At 65.3% G+C, this 15758-nt stretch carries 11 protein-coding genes; 8 read left to right on the top strand and 3 right to left on the bottom strand.

Features of this window, described 5'->3' with window-relative positions:
• The first annotated feature begins 97 nt into the window (after nucleotides 1–97).
• Entirely contained in the window at nucleotides 98–2707 is a 2610-nt protein-coding gene (locus KOR34_RS08865; RefSeq protein ID WP_146564123.1) for a LamG domain-containing protein, read from the top strand.
• Between the two features lie 432 nt (nucleotides 2708–3139).
• Here the strand turns inward: KOR34_RS08865 and KOR34_RS08860 are convergent, their stop codons facing one another.
• Nucleotides 3140–3625 carry an SRPBCC domain-containing protein gene (locus KOR34_RS08860; protein ID WP_146564121.1) on the bottom strand — a complete coding sequence of 162 codons (486 nt, stop codon included), beginning with the start codon at nucleotides 3623–3625 and terminating at the stop codon, nucleotides 3140–3142.
• A gap of 201 nt (nucleotides 3626–3826) precedes the next feature.
• On the opposite strand from KOR34_RS08860, the gene KOR34_RS08855 reads away from it, so the two are divergent.
• From KOR34_RS08855 to KOR34_RS08840, 4 genes are all read left to right on the top strand, one after another.
• The gene (locus KOR34_RS08855) at nucleotides 3827–4516 is read left to right on the top strand and encodes a helix-turn-helix transcriptional regulator (protein WP_146564119.1); all 690 of its coding nucleotides are present in this window, start codon (nucleotides 3827–3829) and stop codon (nucleotides 4514–4516) included.
• A 259-nt stretch (nucleotides 4517–4775) separates the two neighbouring features.
• Entirely contained in the window at nucleotides 4776–5462 is a 687-nt protein-coding gene (locus KOR34_RS08850) for a hypothetical protein (protein ID WP_146564117.1), read from the top strand.
• A gap of 776 nt (nucleotides 5463–6238) precedes the next feature.
• Nucleotides 6239–7636: an alpha-L-fucosidase gene (locus KOR34_RS08845; RefSeq protein WP_228714551.1), complete on the top strand. Its 1398-nt coding sequence runs from the start codon at nucleotides 6239–6241 to the stop codon at nucleotides 7634–7636.
• 472 nt (nucleotides 7637–8108) lie between these two features.
• The gene (locus KOR34_RS08840) at nucleotides 8109–8570 is read left to right on the top strand and encodes a hypothetical protein (RefSeq protein WP_146564115.1); all 462 of its coding nucleotides are present in this window, start codon (nucleotides 8109–8111) and stop codon (nucleotides 8568–8570) included.
• Between the two features lie 39 nt (nucleotides 8571–8609).
• On the opposite strand, the gene KOR34_RS08835 is transcribed toward KOR34_RS08840, so the two are convergent.
• The gene (locus KOR34_RS08835) at nucleotides 8610–9038 is read right to left on the bottom strand and encodes a hypothetical protein (RefSeq protein WP_146564113.1); all 429 of its coding nucleotides are present in this window, start codon (nucleotides 9036–9038) and stop codon (nucleotides 8610–8612) included.
• 403 nt (nucleotides 9039–9441) lie between these two features.
• Complete coding sequence (locus tag KOR34_RS08830; RefSeq protein ID WP_146564098.1) at nucleotides 9442–11106, bottom strand: sigma-70 family RNA polymerase sigma factor; 1665 nt, start codon at nucleotides 11104–11106, stop codon at nucleotides 9442–9444.
• 588 nt (nucleotides 11107–11694) lie between these two features.
• On the opposite strand from KOR34_RS08830, the gene KOR34_RS08825 reads away from it, so the two are divergent.
• The 3 genes from KOR34_RS08825 to KOR34_RS08815 all read left to right on the top strand — a co-directional run bounded on the left by KOR34_RS08825 (nucleotide 11695) and on the right by KOR34_RS08815 (nucleotide 15649).
• Entirely contained in the window at nucleotides 11695–13071 is a 1377-nt protein-coding gene (locus tag KOR34_RS08825; protein ID WP_146564096.1) for a hypothetical protein, read from the top strand.
• A gap of 511 nt (nucleotides 13072–13582) precedes the next feature.
• Nucleotides 13583–14260, top strand: coding sequence for an ABC transporter ATP-binding protein (locus KOR34_RS08820; protein ID WP_146564094.1), 678 nt, complete (start codon nucleotides 13583–13585; stop codon nucleotides 14258–14260).
• 27 nt (nucleotides 14261–14287) lie between these two features.
• Nucleotides 14288–15649, top strand: a complete 1362-nt coding sequence (locus KOR34_RS08815; protein ID WP_146564092.1) for an ABC transporter permease — start codon at nucleotides 14288–14290, stop codon at nucleotides 15647–15649.
• Nucleotides 15650–15758 lie beyond the last annotated feature (109 nt).

Here is a 15758-nt window from a genome sequence, read left to right as displayed (position 1 = left end):
TGACGCGCCGGCGGCTGCCTCTCCTCTCGCGGGGCGTCTGCAGGCCGCTGGCTGCAACCCCACCTCCGTCCCGCGAAGACTTCGGAACCAGGCACAGATGAACTACCGGATTCTTGCTCCTTGCGTTGCGCTTTGCTGCGCTGCACTCGCGTGCGGCCGCGCCGACGCCCAGCTTACATTCTCGCTCGCCTGGGGCTGGCAGGGCGACGCCCGGCAGGACGCGGCGTGGACGGCGATGAACAACATCGTCAACCGCTACAACGCCTACGGCGACTTCACCGGCGGCAACGGCAGCCACGTCCAGGCGGCGTACAACCCCGGCGTGCCGACGGCGCAGGCCGGCTACGGCGGGTGGGGCGGCATCATCGAGTACGGCGGCACCTGGCCCAACGACCGCGTCACCATGCACGAGCTGGACCACTGGCTCGGCACCGGCACGTACTCCAACGCCCAGGGCCGGTCGTGGGACGGCCAGCGCGCTGTCAGCATCCTCGAGCAATTCGACGGCGTGGGCGCACGCGTCGGCACCGACGGCGTGCACTTCTGGCCGTACGGCATGAACTACGACAACGAGTGGAGCGAGCTCAACGCGCGGCGGAACGTGGCCCTGGTGTACGCGCTGCGCGCCGACTGGGGCATCGGCTCGACCGCCAACCCCACGGCGTGGAACGCCACCAGCGTCTCGCTGGCCGGCTCCGACCCGGTGGGCCGCTCCGGCTTCAACCACTACAGCTCCTGGAGCGACGGCGAGTTCGCCCACCCCAACGCCGACTACTCCACCGGCGCCCACGACCTCCGCACGCCCAACGGCTACCCCAGCTGGACCTTCGCGGGCCGGTCGCTGACGGTCAACCCGGGCGGGCGGCTGCTGTACAACGGCTGGGGCCACGACGGCCGCGTCACCTTCAAGAACCTGATTGTCGACAACGCCACCGTGCGGCACGACCAGTACGACCTCGACACGTTCCGCCTGGCGGGCGCCGTCACGCTGACGGGCGACGCGACCTTCGACGCGGGGCAGGGCGACATCTTCATCGAGGCCGCGGTCACCGGCGCCGGGTCGCTGGTCAAGACCGGCGCCCACGACCTCACGCTCCAGGCCTCCAACGACTACGCCGGCGCCACCACCATCAGCCGGGGCACGCTGCGGCTGGCGCCCACCAGGCTCGTCGCCGAGTACACGTTCGACAACGTGCGCGGCGACTCGGTGGTCAACCTCGGCGCCGGCGGCGCGCCGATGAACGGCGTGCTCGCCAACGGCGCGACCATCGTCCCCGCCGGCGGCGGCCGCGAGGGCAGCGCCGTCAGCCTGGCCAACGGCGCCTCGGTGAACATCAACAACGGCGTCACGGACCTGGCGCCCGACGGCAACTGGGCCGTCTCGACGTGGATCAAAACCGCCAGCGCCGGCGGCGCCCTCCTCAGCAAGACCAACGGCGGGTGGGAGTACGGCAACACCGCCTTCTTCCTGGGCGACGGCCTCGGCGCCGGCAGCGGCGGCCAGCCCGCCGGCGTCCGCTGGGCGGGCGGGTTCCTCCAGACCCGCGCCCGCGGCACGATCGTCACCGACGACCAGTGGCGCCAGGTGACCTACGTCAACAACGGCGGCGTCTACACCATCTACATCGACGGCGAGCCGCTGATGGCCACCAGGACCGACAGCGGCTTCAGCAATGCCGACATCGGTTCGATGGTGCAGCTGGGCGTGGCCAACAACCCCGGCGACGGCGCTCTGAACTTCAACGGGCTGATGGACTCGGTGCAGATCTATGGTCAGTCCCTCTCGGCCGCACAGGCGATGGCCCTGTACGAGGGGCAGCGGCTCGGCACGCTGCCCTCGACCACGACGGTTTCGGTCGCCAGCGGCGCGACGCTGGACGTCAACGGCGTGACGCAGGAGATCGCCGGCCTCGACGGCGCCGCCGGCTCGAGCGTGCTGCTGGGCAACCGCGGCCACCTGATCGTCAACAGCGCGGCCGACGCCGCCTTCGCCGGCGTGATCAGCGGCAGCGGCGCGGTCACCAAGTCGGGCGCCGGCACGCTGACCCTCGCTGGCGCCAACACCCTGAGCGGCATCACCACCGTGGCCGCCGGCGTGCTGGAGCTCGACGGTCGGATTGGTCCGACGAAGGTGGACGCCGGCGCCACGCTCCGCGGCGACGGCCAGGTCGTCGGCGGCCTGACCCTGGCGGCCGGGTCCACGCTGGCGGTCGACGTCGCCGCCAGTACCGACCTGCTCGCCGTGACCGGCGCCGCCACGCTCGACGGCGTGCTGGACGTCACCCTCGACGCCGGCTTCACGCCCACCCTGAACGACACCTTCACCGTGCTGACGGCGGCCAGCCTGGTCAACAACCTCACCCTCGGCGGGCCCGACGCGTCGCTCTTCAGCTTGATGGCGAGCACCGCCACCGAAGTGATCCTGACGGCCGTCAGCGGCCTGCCGGGCGACTACAACAACGACGGCCTGGTCGACGCCGCCGACTACACCGTGTGGCGCGACAACCAGGGCGCGGCCGAGTGGTCGCTGCCCAACGACTTCAACGGCGGGCCGATCGGCGCCGAGCAGTACGCCGCCTGGCGGTCCAACTTCGGCGCGAACGCCGCGTTCGATGCCGCCGCGGCTAGCGTGCCCGAGCCCACGGCGGCCGTCGCCGCGGCGCTCCTCGCGTGGCCACCCCGCCGGCGTCGCCCACACGCGACCTAGGCAACCGGTGCACTGCCGTTCGCCCTACAGCACACCCGCTCAGCACCTGTGCCGCCGCCAGGCCGATTGTCCCAATCGATTTGTCCAAAAACACGAGCGGAGGGGACAAAACCCAGGGCCTACCTCACCCTACGGTCGCCGTAAGTCCTTTCGCTTCCAACCATTGCGATAAAACCCTCCTGAAAGGCGGGCGGGGTTTTGTCCGATCGGGGGCGCCACAGCGGACCAAACGGACAAAACCTCTGCGGGGCCCGTCGAGCGCGCCACCCGCGCAGCAGCCACCGACCGCGCAGCGCTTCCGCGACGCGTCTGTAGAGGCTCACCGCTACCATTGGAGCACACCAGGTGGCCGGTTTCTACGAAGAACTGGCGAGCAGGCACCGAGCGCAGCGTTCCCGACAGGGCCCCAACCGGCCGTCACCGTAGCGGCCATCACCGGGCGACCAGCTCATCGATGACGCCGTAGCCCATCTCCATCGCCGCGGTCATGCCGGTCGCCAGGGCGGCGTCGCGTTCCTGTGGGGAGGCGTACTCGATCAACGTCACGACGTTGGTCCGCCCGTCCTGCTCTTCGAACGTGAGGGTGACGACCGACTCCCTGACCTCGTTGTCGTCGGGGACGGCGAGCGTGTGCCGCTCGTCCTGAACGATCCTGGCCAGCGGCTCGATCTCACGGAACTCGCCGAACAGCCCGAACTCCATCCCGTCCTCCTCGTTCCGGAACCGGTTCTCGTACCTGCCGCCAACGCGGAAGTCGAACTCGCAAACCGGCATCGACCAGCCGGGGGGTCCCAGCATCCAACGACAAACCATGTCGGGCTCGGTGAACGTCTTCCAAACCGACTCGACGGGCGCGTCGAAGCTGCGGGCGACCTCGACCGTTGTGCTGGAGGGGGTGTTCACGGCGGCGGGCTTCATGGCTTGCTCCTTGTGGTTCCTGCACGCGGACGCGTGCGGTGGTTGTTTCGATCAGCCGGGCGGCTCCGGACGCGCTGCGCTTACCGCTACGCCGCGGGCCGACCTAGAACACGAACTTTACAGGGGCCTCCTGACAGCGTATTGTCAGGAGGCTGTCAGGAATCGCCGCCCCCCCGCCACCACCGTCCGCTGGCACGCCTTATGCGCCGGGCCGACCGCCTGTTCCGAGTTGTCGAGTACTTCAAGGCGCGCCGCGAGGCGGTGACCGGCGAGGAGCTCGCCGCCGAGATGGAGATCGGCGTACGCACCATCTACCGCGACATCGCGGACCTGCGCTCTTCCGGCGTCCCCATCGTTGGCGAGGCGGGCGTCGGCTACCTGCTCAGCCGCGACTACCTGGTCAAGCCGCTCATGTTCGCTGTCGAGGAGCTCGACGCGTTGTCCCTCGGCGCCCAGATGGTCGAGAGCTGGGGCGATCCGGCCCTCGCCCGTTCGGCCCGGCAGGCGATCGACAAGATCGCGGCCGTGCTGCCGGAACAGCTGGCCACCGACGCGAGCCGTTCGGCGGCCTACGCGTGCGCCAGCCGGCGCAAGCCGCCGATCGGCATCGACCTCGCATCCCTGCGGCGGGCGATCCGCAGCAAGCACCGGGCGGAGATCCTCTACGCCGACGAGTCGGGCAAGCAGACCCAACGCCGCATCCGCCCGTTGTGCCTGGTCTTCATCGCGCCGGTCTGGCTGGTCGCCGCGTGGTGCGAGAACCGCCGCGACTTCCGCGAGTTCCGCGTGGACCGCATCCAGCGTTTGGAGATCACCGACGAGCGGTTCCGCGACGAAGCGGGCAAGACCCTCAACGACCTGCAGGAGCGGCGGCGGAAGCAAAGTCGTTAGCCGGGCGCGATGTCGCATTGCCGGCAAGCATGGCTAGCCGTTGTCGCGGGAAGACATGACGCCCGCCAACTAACCTGTGCTGGACGATGAAGTCGACGTGGCTTGGGCAGACGGCCTTCGGTGCCAAGGATGGTCACTCACTTGCACTTTCGAACAGGTTGAAACTGGGATGGGAAGTAGCGTGCAGCGGGGTGGTACAATGCAGGTCCGCGAGTAGAGGTCACCACCTACGCAGATCCGAATGGTACCACTAAGGCCAATGGACGACTTTGACGCCTTTATCGAGCTCGTTAATGACGTTTGTCGCCGTCCACGCATGTTGACCCTGAACGGGACCTTCGGCGAAGTCGCAGCGTTATTCACCGGAATCGAGATTGCCTCTCAAGCCTCTTCAGATGGCGACATCGAGAAACGAGCCATAAACGACTTCATCACTGCGAGGCTCTTGGTGCCATCCAAGCTTTGGTGGCCTGGTGCCGTCCGCATGGTCGCAGCAGATGACGAGGAAGCAATAGAGAAGGTTCGCGAACTTCTGACAGAGTTTGCGAACCTACGGAAATCTAAGTCGCGAAAGGAAGTAGTCGAAGAGGCTCAACTCGCAGCATCGAAGTACGTCGAACCTGAACCAGCGAAGGTCTGGAGGCGTTTTCTCGCCGCACGGTACACTGCCAATCAAGCAGAGATTGAACCACTCATAGTGCCGCACCCTAAAGCGAACGTATTCTGGGAGCGAGATGCCACTCCAGCTGATATAGCTGCTCAGCTGAACCTAATGTCGGACGCCTACATCGTTTCCGTATCCAGCGGTTCCGTCGAGTCAGGCCACGTGACGCTGATTACCGAGCTTGGGAAGTTCGATGCGTACTTGGTTGATAATGCCTGGCGAATTAATGCTGAGCCGTTGATTGAGAACGACAGAAAGAACCGCGAGCCGGGACCTCAGTAGCGGTGGGAGGCGGCATCGTTCTCAGGACGCAACGGTCGGCCTCCCGATTCACCAACCTGCACAGGTGGCGTCGACCCAAGCATTAAGGGGTTGGTGTCAAGAATGCCTCCGCCGGGCGCCACTGCCAGCTCGTCTGGCAGTGCGAAGTGGGGGCCTGGTTTCCACTGCCGGACAAGCCGGACAGTGGCGCACTTCCATCGTCGCTAGCGATCGGAATCTTTGTCGCTGGATTCTGCATCGGATTGAAACGCCGACGCGGGGCGCTATGCTCACACGCCGTAGCAGGTGAGCATGCTTTGCGTTGCATCGCCGCCACGCATGCCGAGCCGTTGTCGCGGGGAGACAAGACGTCCGCCACCCTAACCTGCGCTGGACGATAAATCCTGCGCACTTTCGATGATCCTGAAATTGACCGAGGTTGTGACAACCTCAGCGGGTTCGCTGCCGCCCTCCGGCGCCGTGGACGACGCAACCTCGCTCAGTTGTTCGATCCCCAAGAAATTGGCTCTGCTCTCGGACATGCGTCTTGCTAACGCCGCAAACACGCAAAGTCGACCAATCGCTTTCCAATCAAAAGCACCGGTATGAGGGAGAACTCTATCAGTGGCGTTGGAGACCCATGCGGGTACGCTCGTCGCGAAACCCCTGTTGTGGGCAAGATATCAAGTAGAATAGTGCGTGGCTGCGAGTGTCACGGTCCACAAGAGAAGCGTTTTGTGGGCGCGATCGCCCTCTCGCACAGCAATTGGTTTCTCGGGTCGTCTTAGTTCCCTACTGTGAGCGAGTTCAACATGCTCTACCTACGCGCCGTACTCGTTGTGGCGATTGTGACGCTGCTGACGCGCACCGCTTTATGCCTTCCACCTGAGGTCGGCGCTCAGGATACCAACGCTGAACGCATGTCTTGGTGGCTGGACGCGAAGTTTGGCATGTTCATTCACTGGGGCGTCTACTCTCAAGCGGGTGGCGAGTGGAACGGCGAGACCGGTCACCACGAATGGCTGCAGCTCACGGCAAAAATCCCGTTGGCGGAGTACACAGAGTTCGCAAGCTCGTTCAATCCTTCGAAGTTCGACGCCAACGAGTGGGTTACGATTGCCAAGCAAGCGGGGATGAAATACCTGGTGGTCACGGCGAAGCACCACGATGGGTTCGCGATGTACGACTCCCCGTCAAACGATCACAACATCGTCAAAGGAACCTCCTACGGCCGTGACCCGCTGAAGGACCTGGCGGAGGCGTGCCACAAGCACGGCGTCCGCTTCTGCGTCTACTATTCCCTGGGCCGCGATTGGGAGGACCCCGATGTGCCTACTGGATGGGGTGACCGACTCGGATGGCGAAGCAACCTCATCGACTATCCAGACGAGGAGAGCAAGGTCTTCCAGCGGTATTTCGACCGCAAAGTCAAGCCGCAGGTTCGCGAACTGCTCACCCAGTACGGGCCTATCGGCGTGATGTGGTTTGACACCTTCGAGCAGATCGAGCCGCACCAGAGCAAAGAGCTGATTGCGATGATCCGAGAGTTGCAGCCCAATTGCATCATTAACGACCGCGTCGGCCGGGGGCTGGGCGACTACAAGACGGCTGAGCAAGAGATCCCGTCCCGTTCTTCGAACATGCCGTGGGAAACGTGCATGACGATTAACGATCACTGGGGCTACAACAAGGCTGATGAGAATTGGAAGAGCGCCGAGAAGCTGCTTCGGAACATGATCGACGTCGTCAGCAAAGGAGGCAACTACCTACTCAATGTCGGCCCTACAGGAGAAGGCGTCATCCCCGAATCGAGCGTCGAGCGTCTCAGTGAAATGGGACGCTGGCTCGGAGTGAACGGTGAAGCGATCTACGGATGCGGCCCAACGCCGTTCGGTGAGGAGATCGCCTCATTCCAAGAACGCGTGAAGAACGAACGCGGCAAGCCACAGTCCAGAACTGGATGGCAGTGGCGAGCGACCACCAAACCGGGCAAACTCTACGTGCATGTATTTGAGTGGCCGATCGGTGTGATGAACCTCCCTGCAATCGACGAGAACGTGACGCGAACCTACCTGCTTGCCGATCCCAACGAGACAGCCCTTGCTTTCAAGCAATCTGCGAGCGGCGTCTCGATCACACTGCCCGAAACACCGCCGGACCAAATCGCAAGCGTGATATGCTTAGAGCTTGAGTGATCTGGTGCGATCTCTTGGCAGAACAAGAGGCTTGTCGAACCAATCTGTATCGGGGTCTTCTATGACGCGACTATTCCTGGTGGCCGGAGGCTTCCGCATTACGCGTTGAGTGACGCATAGTGAAATCCTGCCTCGCTCCATGTCGATTGGACGCCGCTGAGGAACAGCGGTGCTTACGCCCGCCAAGAGTCCCGAGAGGATCAAGTCTGCCGAGGTTGGACCAACCGCCCGGAGTTGCGCCCGGGGCTAATGCGCCGCGATGTGCTCAACCTCTGTCACCAGAGCGATCCTCTAGCTGCGGTCGGTGTACATCACCTCAGCGAGTTGAGCCGAACCCTCTTGACCACCGGCGTGAAACACCGACGCAGCTCCGATCGAACGTGCGACTAGGCTTCGGGCGCCATGCTCCTATTGCATCGCCGAGCCGCCCAGATGGTTCGCACCACCGCACTTACCCGCTTCGAGTTCCGGCATGGGTACGACCTTTGTAACGATCGACCAGTCAAGCGGCTTCTGGATGCAGGACAGCGTCCTCGAACTGTGGCTGCGACTGCTCGCTCTGAATGTCGAAGAATCGCCAGACGACGAATCCATCGGCCGCCGAATCCGAGACCAGTGGCTTCTTGCATCCAAAGGGTTTTTCGGTGGCCACGTCCCGCACGGCCTCGAATCGTTCGCAAGCACGGAGGACGGCCGCTGGGTTATTCGCGTCGCGATTGAATCGTTGATGTCCAGGCTGAGAGATGCCCCCCGAGAGCTCAACGGACCAACGCTGGACTTGCTCGGAGTTGACGGCGCGAGCTTTGTCGACCCGATTGAAACCCGGCGACTCGTCGAGGTGGGCAACGCGTTCCTACAGCTCATGGACGGCAAGATCACGTCCGATGCCAGCTCGACCGAGTTCATGCCGGGCTCTTCGAGGCATGAGGCTTAGCCGTTAACACACCATCCGAAGCGAGGAACCGGGGGCGAGTCACCACCATTTCGGGTAGTTGCGAAGCTGACGATACATATGCACGAGCTCAAGTGTGTAGGTGTTCATCGTGAACCGCAGTTTGCCCAGTTTGGTCGTGTCGGTGGCCGTGAAAATCAAAATGACGTTATCGCCATCAAGCGAAACTTCAAGTACGGGGTGATCGCTCATGTTCTTCAGTGATGCGAATCCGTGTGTCGAGTTCAACAGAGTTCCGAGCTGCGTTTCAAAAGCACGTAGTGATTGATTGAGAAACCAACACTTGCGGATTGCGAAGCGATGCTGCTGGAACGGCATGTTCCACACGAAGGAAATGTCAAATGCCACGGATTCGGGTGTATCTGCGGCGTCAACCGGATCGAGTTGGAGTTCTGCCTGACCGTCTTGGATTAGCGTCAGAGTCGAAGTACTTGTAGGTTCCTGGGGCATAGACAGCCGCCTGACTTTACTCTTGTGGACACGAGTCGGCATCGGCAAACGCTTGTGGTCTCAACTCAAGAGGATCGTATCACACAGACGCTTCGGACCCGTCTCACGTGTCTTTAGCGTCTCTGTCCTCCACGCCTCCCAAACCACCCTTCAAACGGTTCAATCTCTGCCCAAATTCAGATCTTGACTGTAAACCGCCACAGACAGCCCGCTTGGTTACTATCGGCGCTCCGCCCCAGCCCGGATTGATGCCCCGCAATCGTCACGGCTGTTTCGCAAAACCGCTCCGGCGTGAAACGCCGACGCAGCTCCAACTCAAGGTGCGAGTCGATGCCCCACCAACAAACAAGGCCCCGTGGAAACCACGGGGCCTTGGTGAGCATCGGTGTTCGCCGGCGGCGGGTTAGATCTCCAGCGAGATCTTCTCCTCCTTGGCCGCGGCGCGGAGCTTGTTGAGCGCCCGCACCTCGATCTGGCGGATCCGCTCCTTGGTGACGCCCATCTCGGCGCCGACCTCTTTGAGGGTGAGCGGCTCCTTCGAATGATCCAGGCCGAACCGCGAGCTGACGATCTGCTGCTCCCGCTCGTCCAGCTTCCGCAGCAGCCGCGTGATCTTGGCTTCCCGGTCCTTCTGGGCCGACTCGTGGATCAGCGGGTTGTCGCGCCGCTCCTCGGTAGCCGCGAACAGCTCGTCGTGGCTGGTGCGGAACCGGTCGCGGTGCTTGAACTCGCCAGGAATCGTGCGGGCGAAGTTCTTCATGATCGCCCAGCTGGCGTACGTGCTGAACTTGTTGCCGCGGGCGAAGTCGAACTTCTCGATCGCGCGAAGCAGTGACATGTTGCCGTCGGACACCAGCTCGAAGAAGTTCTGGTCCGCCGACACGTGCCGCTTGGCGATCGACACCACCAGCCGCAGGTTGCAGCGGGCGATCTGGTTCTTGACCTCCACCGCCTGCTCGGACATCTGCTCGATCTCGTCCATCAGGGCCGACTTGGGCCGCTCGACGTCCAGCTCCTCGCGGAGCTTGGCCGCCTTGTGCTTCAGGTAGTTGTACTTGCGGAACAGGTGGCCCTCCTGCTCGCGGGTCAGCAGCGGCATCTCGTACAGGCTGGCCAGGTACGGCGGCAGGTCCGAGGGCCGACGCACCTTCTTGGCGGGCTGGTCGGACTCGGGCATCTCGCCCAGGCACGCGTTGTCGGCGCCCTTGCGGGTGAACCGCGGGTTGGGGATGTAGTCGAGGTCGAGCTCCATGATCCGCTGCGCGCGGACCTCGTTGATCACCCGGTAGATGGTGGTCTTGGTGCGGCCGTACCGCTTGGTGAGCTTGTCGACCGACACGCCCCGCCGCGAGTCGCGGTAGATCTTCGCGCGCTGCGAGTCCTTCAGCGGGCCCTTCACGTCGGGGAAGATCGCCAGGTCGGGGTGCTTCTGGTCGAACTGCTTGAGCGCGGCGCGGATGGTCTCGACGCTGCGGCCGGAGCGCTTGGCGAGCTGGCGGGAGACCTCGGCCTGGCAGCTGCCGTCGCTGGCGAGCCGGCGGGCCTGCTCGAGCAGCTCGTTGCGCTGCTCGTCGGTCAGCTGGCTGAAGCGGGCGCCGCGTTCGACGCGGTCGCGGTTGGACTGCACAAAGCGGTCGACGCTGCTCCGCAGGAAGCCGACCCGCTTGCGGCCGTCGAACACGAACCGGCGGCTCACCAGGCCCTGCTCGCGCCAGCGGCTGATGGTCTTGGTCGAGACGTTGAACTGCTCGGCCAGCTGGTCCACGGTCAGCACCGGCTCGCCCATGGCGTCGGCCGGCAGGTCGGTGGCGTCGGACAGGTCCTCGATGAACAGCCGCAGGTCGTGCAGCAGGTCCTCGCCCTGGATCTTGAACAGGCTGTCCTCGGCGGGGCGGTAGCCGGTGATCCGGAAGAAGACGAAGTCGAACGGGTACTTCTTGTCGGGGTCGATCTCGGCGACCAGGCGCTCGGCGGCCTCGATCTGCTCGAGCCGCTTCTCGCGGGGCGCGTACCGCACCTGCTGGTCGCGGAATTGGTCCAGGATGGAATGGGTGTATGCGCGTTGCATGGCGTGGGCCTTCTCCTCTCCCTCAAGCGTGTAGTTCGCCGCGTCCCTCCTCTGCTTGCTACCAAGCAGCTAGCAATTCTCTTGCCGCTGCCCGTTTTGGGTTCCCTGCGGCCGCCGCGTCTGCCGGACGGGACGGGCCGCTCCTCCGCCGGGGCGCCGTTGCCCCTGGCGTTGAATAACGCAAGCTCAGCCGCCGCCCCCCAACGACTCGTGCGTTGGGCCCCGTAGCTGGCTAGCAAAGCGGGTCAAGCCTGCTAGCGGGGTAGGGCGGCATTTGTTGTACGCAGGTAAGTCGCTTGGGGTCGAGAGAAAGTTCACCGGTTCGCCAATCCGACGGCCTCCGAGCCGTGGTGATGGCGCCCATGGATTCCACTTAAACCCTAGCATATTCACGACTTAGTGGCATCCCCCCACTCCGCTAGACAGCTGGGGAAACCGCCAGAACCCCGCTGTTTCGGGGGGAATTCTCGCGGGCGTCCCGCCGCGGGGCGGCTTTGTCGTGAATTCTGCCGCCGCGGATGGACGATTCACGATAAGCAGCCCGGCTGCGCTAACCGCTACCGATTCTCATCGATCACGAGGTCTTCGATGTCTCGCTCCCTCTCCGCCGCCCTGGCGGCGTTTGTTGGTCTGTCCGCGGCCACCCTGAGCGCTGCCGACTACAACCTGACCGCCGCGCCGCCAGCCGACCAGGCCTTCCAGGTCGAGGTCCAGCTGAAGGTGGGCGGCGACATTACCATCCGCGACCCCGACGCCAAGCCGGCCGACAAGCCGCCCAAGGACGGGGAACCCGCGCAAGAGGCGGTCAAGAAGCTGCCGATGAGCGTCGAGGGCAAGCTGGCCTACGAGGAGGCGCCACTCGCCGATAAACAGTCCGCCCGCCACTACAGCGTGGCGATGGCCACGATCAAGGTCGGCCAGGGCGGCAAATCGCCGTCGCTGCCCGACGGGCGGCGGCTGCTGGTCGCCAACCACACCGAGCAGGGCGTGAAGCTCGCCAGCCCGGGCGGGCCGCTCACCCGCGAGCAGCTCGACCTGGTGGACGTGGTGGGCGGCACCCCGTTCCTGGACGGCCTGCTGCCCGGCGAGACCGTCGCCGAGGGCAAGGCCTGGAACGTCGGCGCCGAGGTGATGGGGCCGCTGCTGGGGCTCGACTCGGTCAGCGTGTGCGAGGTCTCGAACGTGGTGGACGAGGGCGCCGCCAGCTACGTCAAGTTCCAGGTGGCCGGCGTCGTGCACGGCGAGGTGGAGGGCGCCCCGACCGAGTTCGACATCCGCGGGCTGGGCCTGTTCGACCGCCGGATCAACCGCGTCACGCGGCTGAACCTGGCCGTCAAGGAGAAGCGCTCCCTCGGCCCGGCCACGCCCGGCTTCATCGGCGTGGCGAAGGTGAACATCAAGCGCGAGCCGATCACCAAGCCGGAGTTCCTCACCGCCCAGGCGATGCAGCAGGCCCGCGGCAATTCGCTGGACCTGCTGGTGCTGCCGTCCAAGGACCTGGGCTTCGAGTTCCACCACGACCGGGGCTGGTACCTGGCCTCGACGCAGGGCCCGCGGGTCTCGCTGCGGCGGGTGCACGAGGGGAACCTGGTCGCGCAGGCCACGCTGACGCGCATGCCGGCCAAGGCGGGCGTGAAGCCGTCGCTCGCCCAGTTTGAGCAGGACGTGCGGGCCAATATTGGCGCCGCGATGACCGAGATGGTCTCGTCGGGCGAGTGGGTCAACCAGGCCGGCTGCGGCTGCCTGGGCGTGATCGCCCGCACCAAGGTGGAAGACATCGAGCTGGAGCACCGGCACTACCTGGTGCGCTCGCCCGAGGACGGCAAGACGGTGTCGCTGGTCGTGACCCTAGCCGCCGGCGACATGGCCGCCGTCGCGGACGCCGACCGCCTGCTGGCCGACGCCGCCCGGCCGCTGGGAGCAAAGGTCGCCGTAAAGCCGACCACGAAGCCCGCCGCCAAGTAGCCGATTCTCGGTGCTCGGGCGATCCGGCAGGCGTTGAGGTCTACCACAGCGCATAAGAAAGGCCACCGAGTTGCGGGGACTCGGTGGCCTCGTCTGGGGCGGGAATCGAAAGGGTGGGAACTTGTCGTGTGGGGCGGATCGCTTACCGGGCCGCTTGGGTCCCGCCGGCGTCGGCCGCGTGGCCGCCCCTGATCTCTTCTACCGAAAAAACAGATATGCATCCGGTGTGCCAAACGGCTCTCGGCGTGCCGCGGCCCGGGGGGCCCTCGCTGCAAGTCGTTGCCGCAGTAGGGCTTTGTAGGTGGGTTCCCATCCCCGGGGCGAATCGGAAGAATGGTCGCACACGGTGCTAGCGTGTAAGGGAGGGAGCAGTGGTTTGTAGAACCTTCCAAACTGGCTCGAACTGAGCCACCCCGCGCGGCGTATGGTAGCACGGTCGCCGCCCGGCCTGCTGCTCCTCCCATCGAGTCCCCGGCGTGCCCACCCTCTCCGTCCGAGCCCGATCGCCGCGATGCTGACCCTCACCGACGTCAAGAAGTCGTACCGCGAGCCCGGCGGCGACCGCATGCCGATCCTCGACGTGCCCCACTTCGAGGTGCAGCAGGGGGAGCAGGTGGTGATCCGCGGCCGCAGCGGCTGCGGCAAGACCACGCTGCTCAACGCCATCAGCGGGCTGACCACCATCGACAGCGGCGCCATCACCATCGCCGGCGTGGAGGTCACACGGCTGCCCGAGTCCGGCCGCGACCGGTTCCGCGCCCGCAAGCTCGGCTTCGTGTTCCAGACCTTCAACCTGCTGCCCGCGTTCACCGCGGTGGAGAACGTGATGTTGGGCATGACGTTCACCGGCCAGCCCAAGGACCGGGGCAGGGCGGAGGAGCTGCTGGGGAAGGTCGGTCTGGGGCACCGGCTGCACCACAAGCCGCAGGCGATGAGCGTGGGCGAGCAGCAGCGGACCGCCGTGGCCCGCGCGCTGGCCAACAAGCCGATCCTGCTGCTGGCCGACGAGCCGACCGCCAACGTCGACCCGGCGCACCAGCAGCAGGTGGTCGACCTGCTCCGCGAGGTCTGCCGCGACGAGAACGTGGCGATGCTGCTGGTGACCCACTCGCCGGAGGTCTCCGACCAGTTCGACCGGGTCGAGCACCTCGAAGAAGTAAACCGCGTCGTCGCCGCCGTCAGCCACTAGCCGCCAACCACCAGCCACCCACTCCCCATGAGCTTCTGGACGATCGCCTGGCGTAACATGTGGCAGCGGGCGTTGGCGTCGTCGCTGACGGGGCTGTCGATGGCGCTCGGCGTGGCGGTGATGATCTGCGTGATCGTGATCCACAGCGTGGCGGTGCGGCAGTTCAGCCAGGACGCGGCCGGGTACCACCTGATCATCGGCAGCGGCAAGGGGAGCAAGACCGACCTGGTGCTGAGCACCGTGTTCCACGTCGGCACGCCGCTGTTCCCGGTGCCCTACGCCTACTACCGCGACTTCACCGACGGCAAGTACGCCGACGTCACCAAGGTGGCCATCCCGTACTGCCTGGGGGACAGCTACGAGGCGAACGGCAAGCTGTTCCGCGTGGTGGGCGTTACCCGTGACCTGTTCGACAAGATCCAGTTCGGCACCAACGCCGACGGCAGCCCCCGGGTGTACGAGTTCGCCGAGGGGCAGAACTTCAAGACCGACAAGCCGTTCCAGGCGGTGGTGGGGTCGATCGTCGCGCAGCAGGCGGGGCTCAAGGTCGGTTCCACGTTCAACCCGACGCACGGCATCAGCGCCGAGGGCGACAAGCACGAGGCGTTCGAGATTGTCGGCGTGCTGGAGCCGACCGGCACCGCCAACGACCGGGCCGTGTTCGTCAACATCGAGGGCTTCTACCTGCTGGCGGGGCACTCGCTTTCCAAGCCGCACGAGGGGATCGAGACCCCGCCCCCGCCCGCGGCCGACTCCGAGCTCAAGGGCGTAGTGTCGCAGACCAGGCTGTACGACAACGAGGGCGGCGAGGTCGAGCCGCTGCCGCCGGAGCTGCGGGAGGTGACCTCCATCCTGGTGCTGTGCAACAACGCGTTCGGGCCCAACAGCCTGATCTACTCCATCAACAAGGACGCCACCCGCAGCGCCCAGGCCGTGGCGCCGGGCGGCGTCGTGACAAAGCTGCTGGAAGAGATTGTCGGCCCGGTGCAGGTGGTGCTGCTGGTGCTGACCATCATGATCGTGGTCGTGGCGTCGATCAGCATCCTGGTGAGCATCTACAACTCGATGAGCGAGCGGAGCCACGACATCGCCGTAATGCGGGCGCTGGGCGCCAGCCGGGTGGCCGTGATGCTGATCGTGCTGTTCGAGTCGATCCTGCTGTCGGTCGCCGGCGGGCTGGCCGGAATCCTGCTGGGCCACCTGATCATCGGCGCCGCGGCGCCCTACGTGGTCGAGACCACCGGCGTGCGGCTGGCCGTGTGGGAGTTCGACCGGCTGGAGCTGATTATCATCCCCGCTTTGGTGGTGCTGGCGTCGCTGGCGGGATTCCTGCCGGCGCTCTCGGCCTACCGCACCGATGTCGCGCGGGCGCTGAGCGGGACACGCTAGCCGGCGAGCAACGCCGCGCTGGGGCAAGCCGCCTAGCAGCGGCACGGGCAAACAAACTCTAGCGGACAACCCAAGCCCTCCCCCACGGGGGAGGGCGGATCGATGCGGC

The sequence above is a fragment of the Posidoniimonas corsicana genome, from assembly GCF_007859765.1.
Lineage (GTDB): Bacteria > Planctomycetota > Planctomycetia > Pirellulales > Lacipirellulaceae > Posidoniimonas > Posidoniimonas corsicana.
The sequence above is the reverse complement of the archived record's forward strand: the minus strand, read 5'-3'. Positions and strand labels throughout refer to the sequence as shown.

Excerpts from the sequence above, each read along its gene's own strand:
- KOR34_RS08865 (WP_146564123.1), top strand. The coding sequence starts at position 98 with ATGAACTACCGGATTCTTGCTCCTTGCGTTGCGCTTTGCTGCGCTGCA.
- KOR34_RS08860 (WP_146564121.1), bottom strand. The coding sequence starts at position 3,625 with ATGAAGCCCGCCGCCGTGAACACCCCCTCCAGCACAACGGTCGAGGTC.
- KOR34_RS08855 (WP_146564119.1), top strand. The coding sequence starts at position 3,827 with ATGCGCCGGGCCGACCGCCTGTTCCGAGTTGTCGAGTACTTCAAGGCG.
- KOR34_RS08850 (WP_146564117.1), top strand. The coding sequence starts at position 4,776 with ATGGACGACTTTGACGCCTTTATCGAGCTCGTTAATGACGTTTGTCGC.
- KOR34_RS08840 (WP_146564115.1), top strand. The coding sequence starts at position 8,109 with ATGGGTACGACCTTTGTAACGATCGACCAGTCAAGCGGCTTCTGGATG.
- KOR34_RS08835 (WP_146564113.1), bottom strand. The coding sequence starts at position 9,038 with ATGCCCCAGGAACCTACAAGTACTTCGACTCTGACGCTAATCCAAGAC.
- KOR34_RS08830 (WP_146564098.1), bottom strand. The coding sequence starts at position 11,106 with ATGCAACGCGCATACACCCATTCCATCCTGGACCAATTCCGCGACCAG.
- KOR34_RS08825 (WP_146564096.1), top strand. The coding sequence starts at position 11,695 with ATGTCTCGCTCCCTCTCCGCCGCCCTGGCGGCGTTTGTTGGTCTGTCC.
- KOR34_RS08820 (WP_146564094.1), top strand. The coding sequence starts at position 13,583 with ATGCTGACCCTCACCGACGTCAAGAAGTCGTACCGCGAGCCCGGCGGC.
- KOR34_RS08815 (WP_146564092.1), top strand. The coding sequence starts at position 14,288 with ATGAGCTTCTGGACGATCGCCTGGCGTAACATGTGGCAGCGGGCGTTG.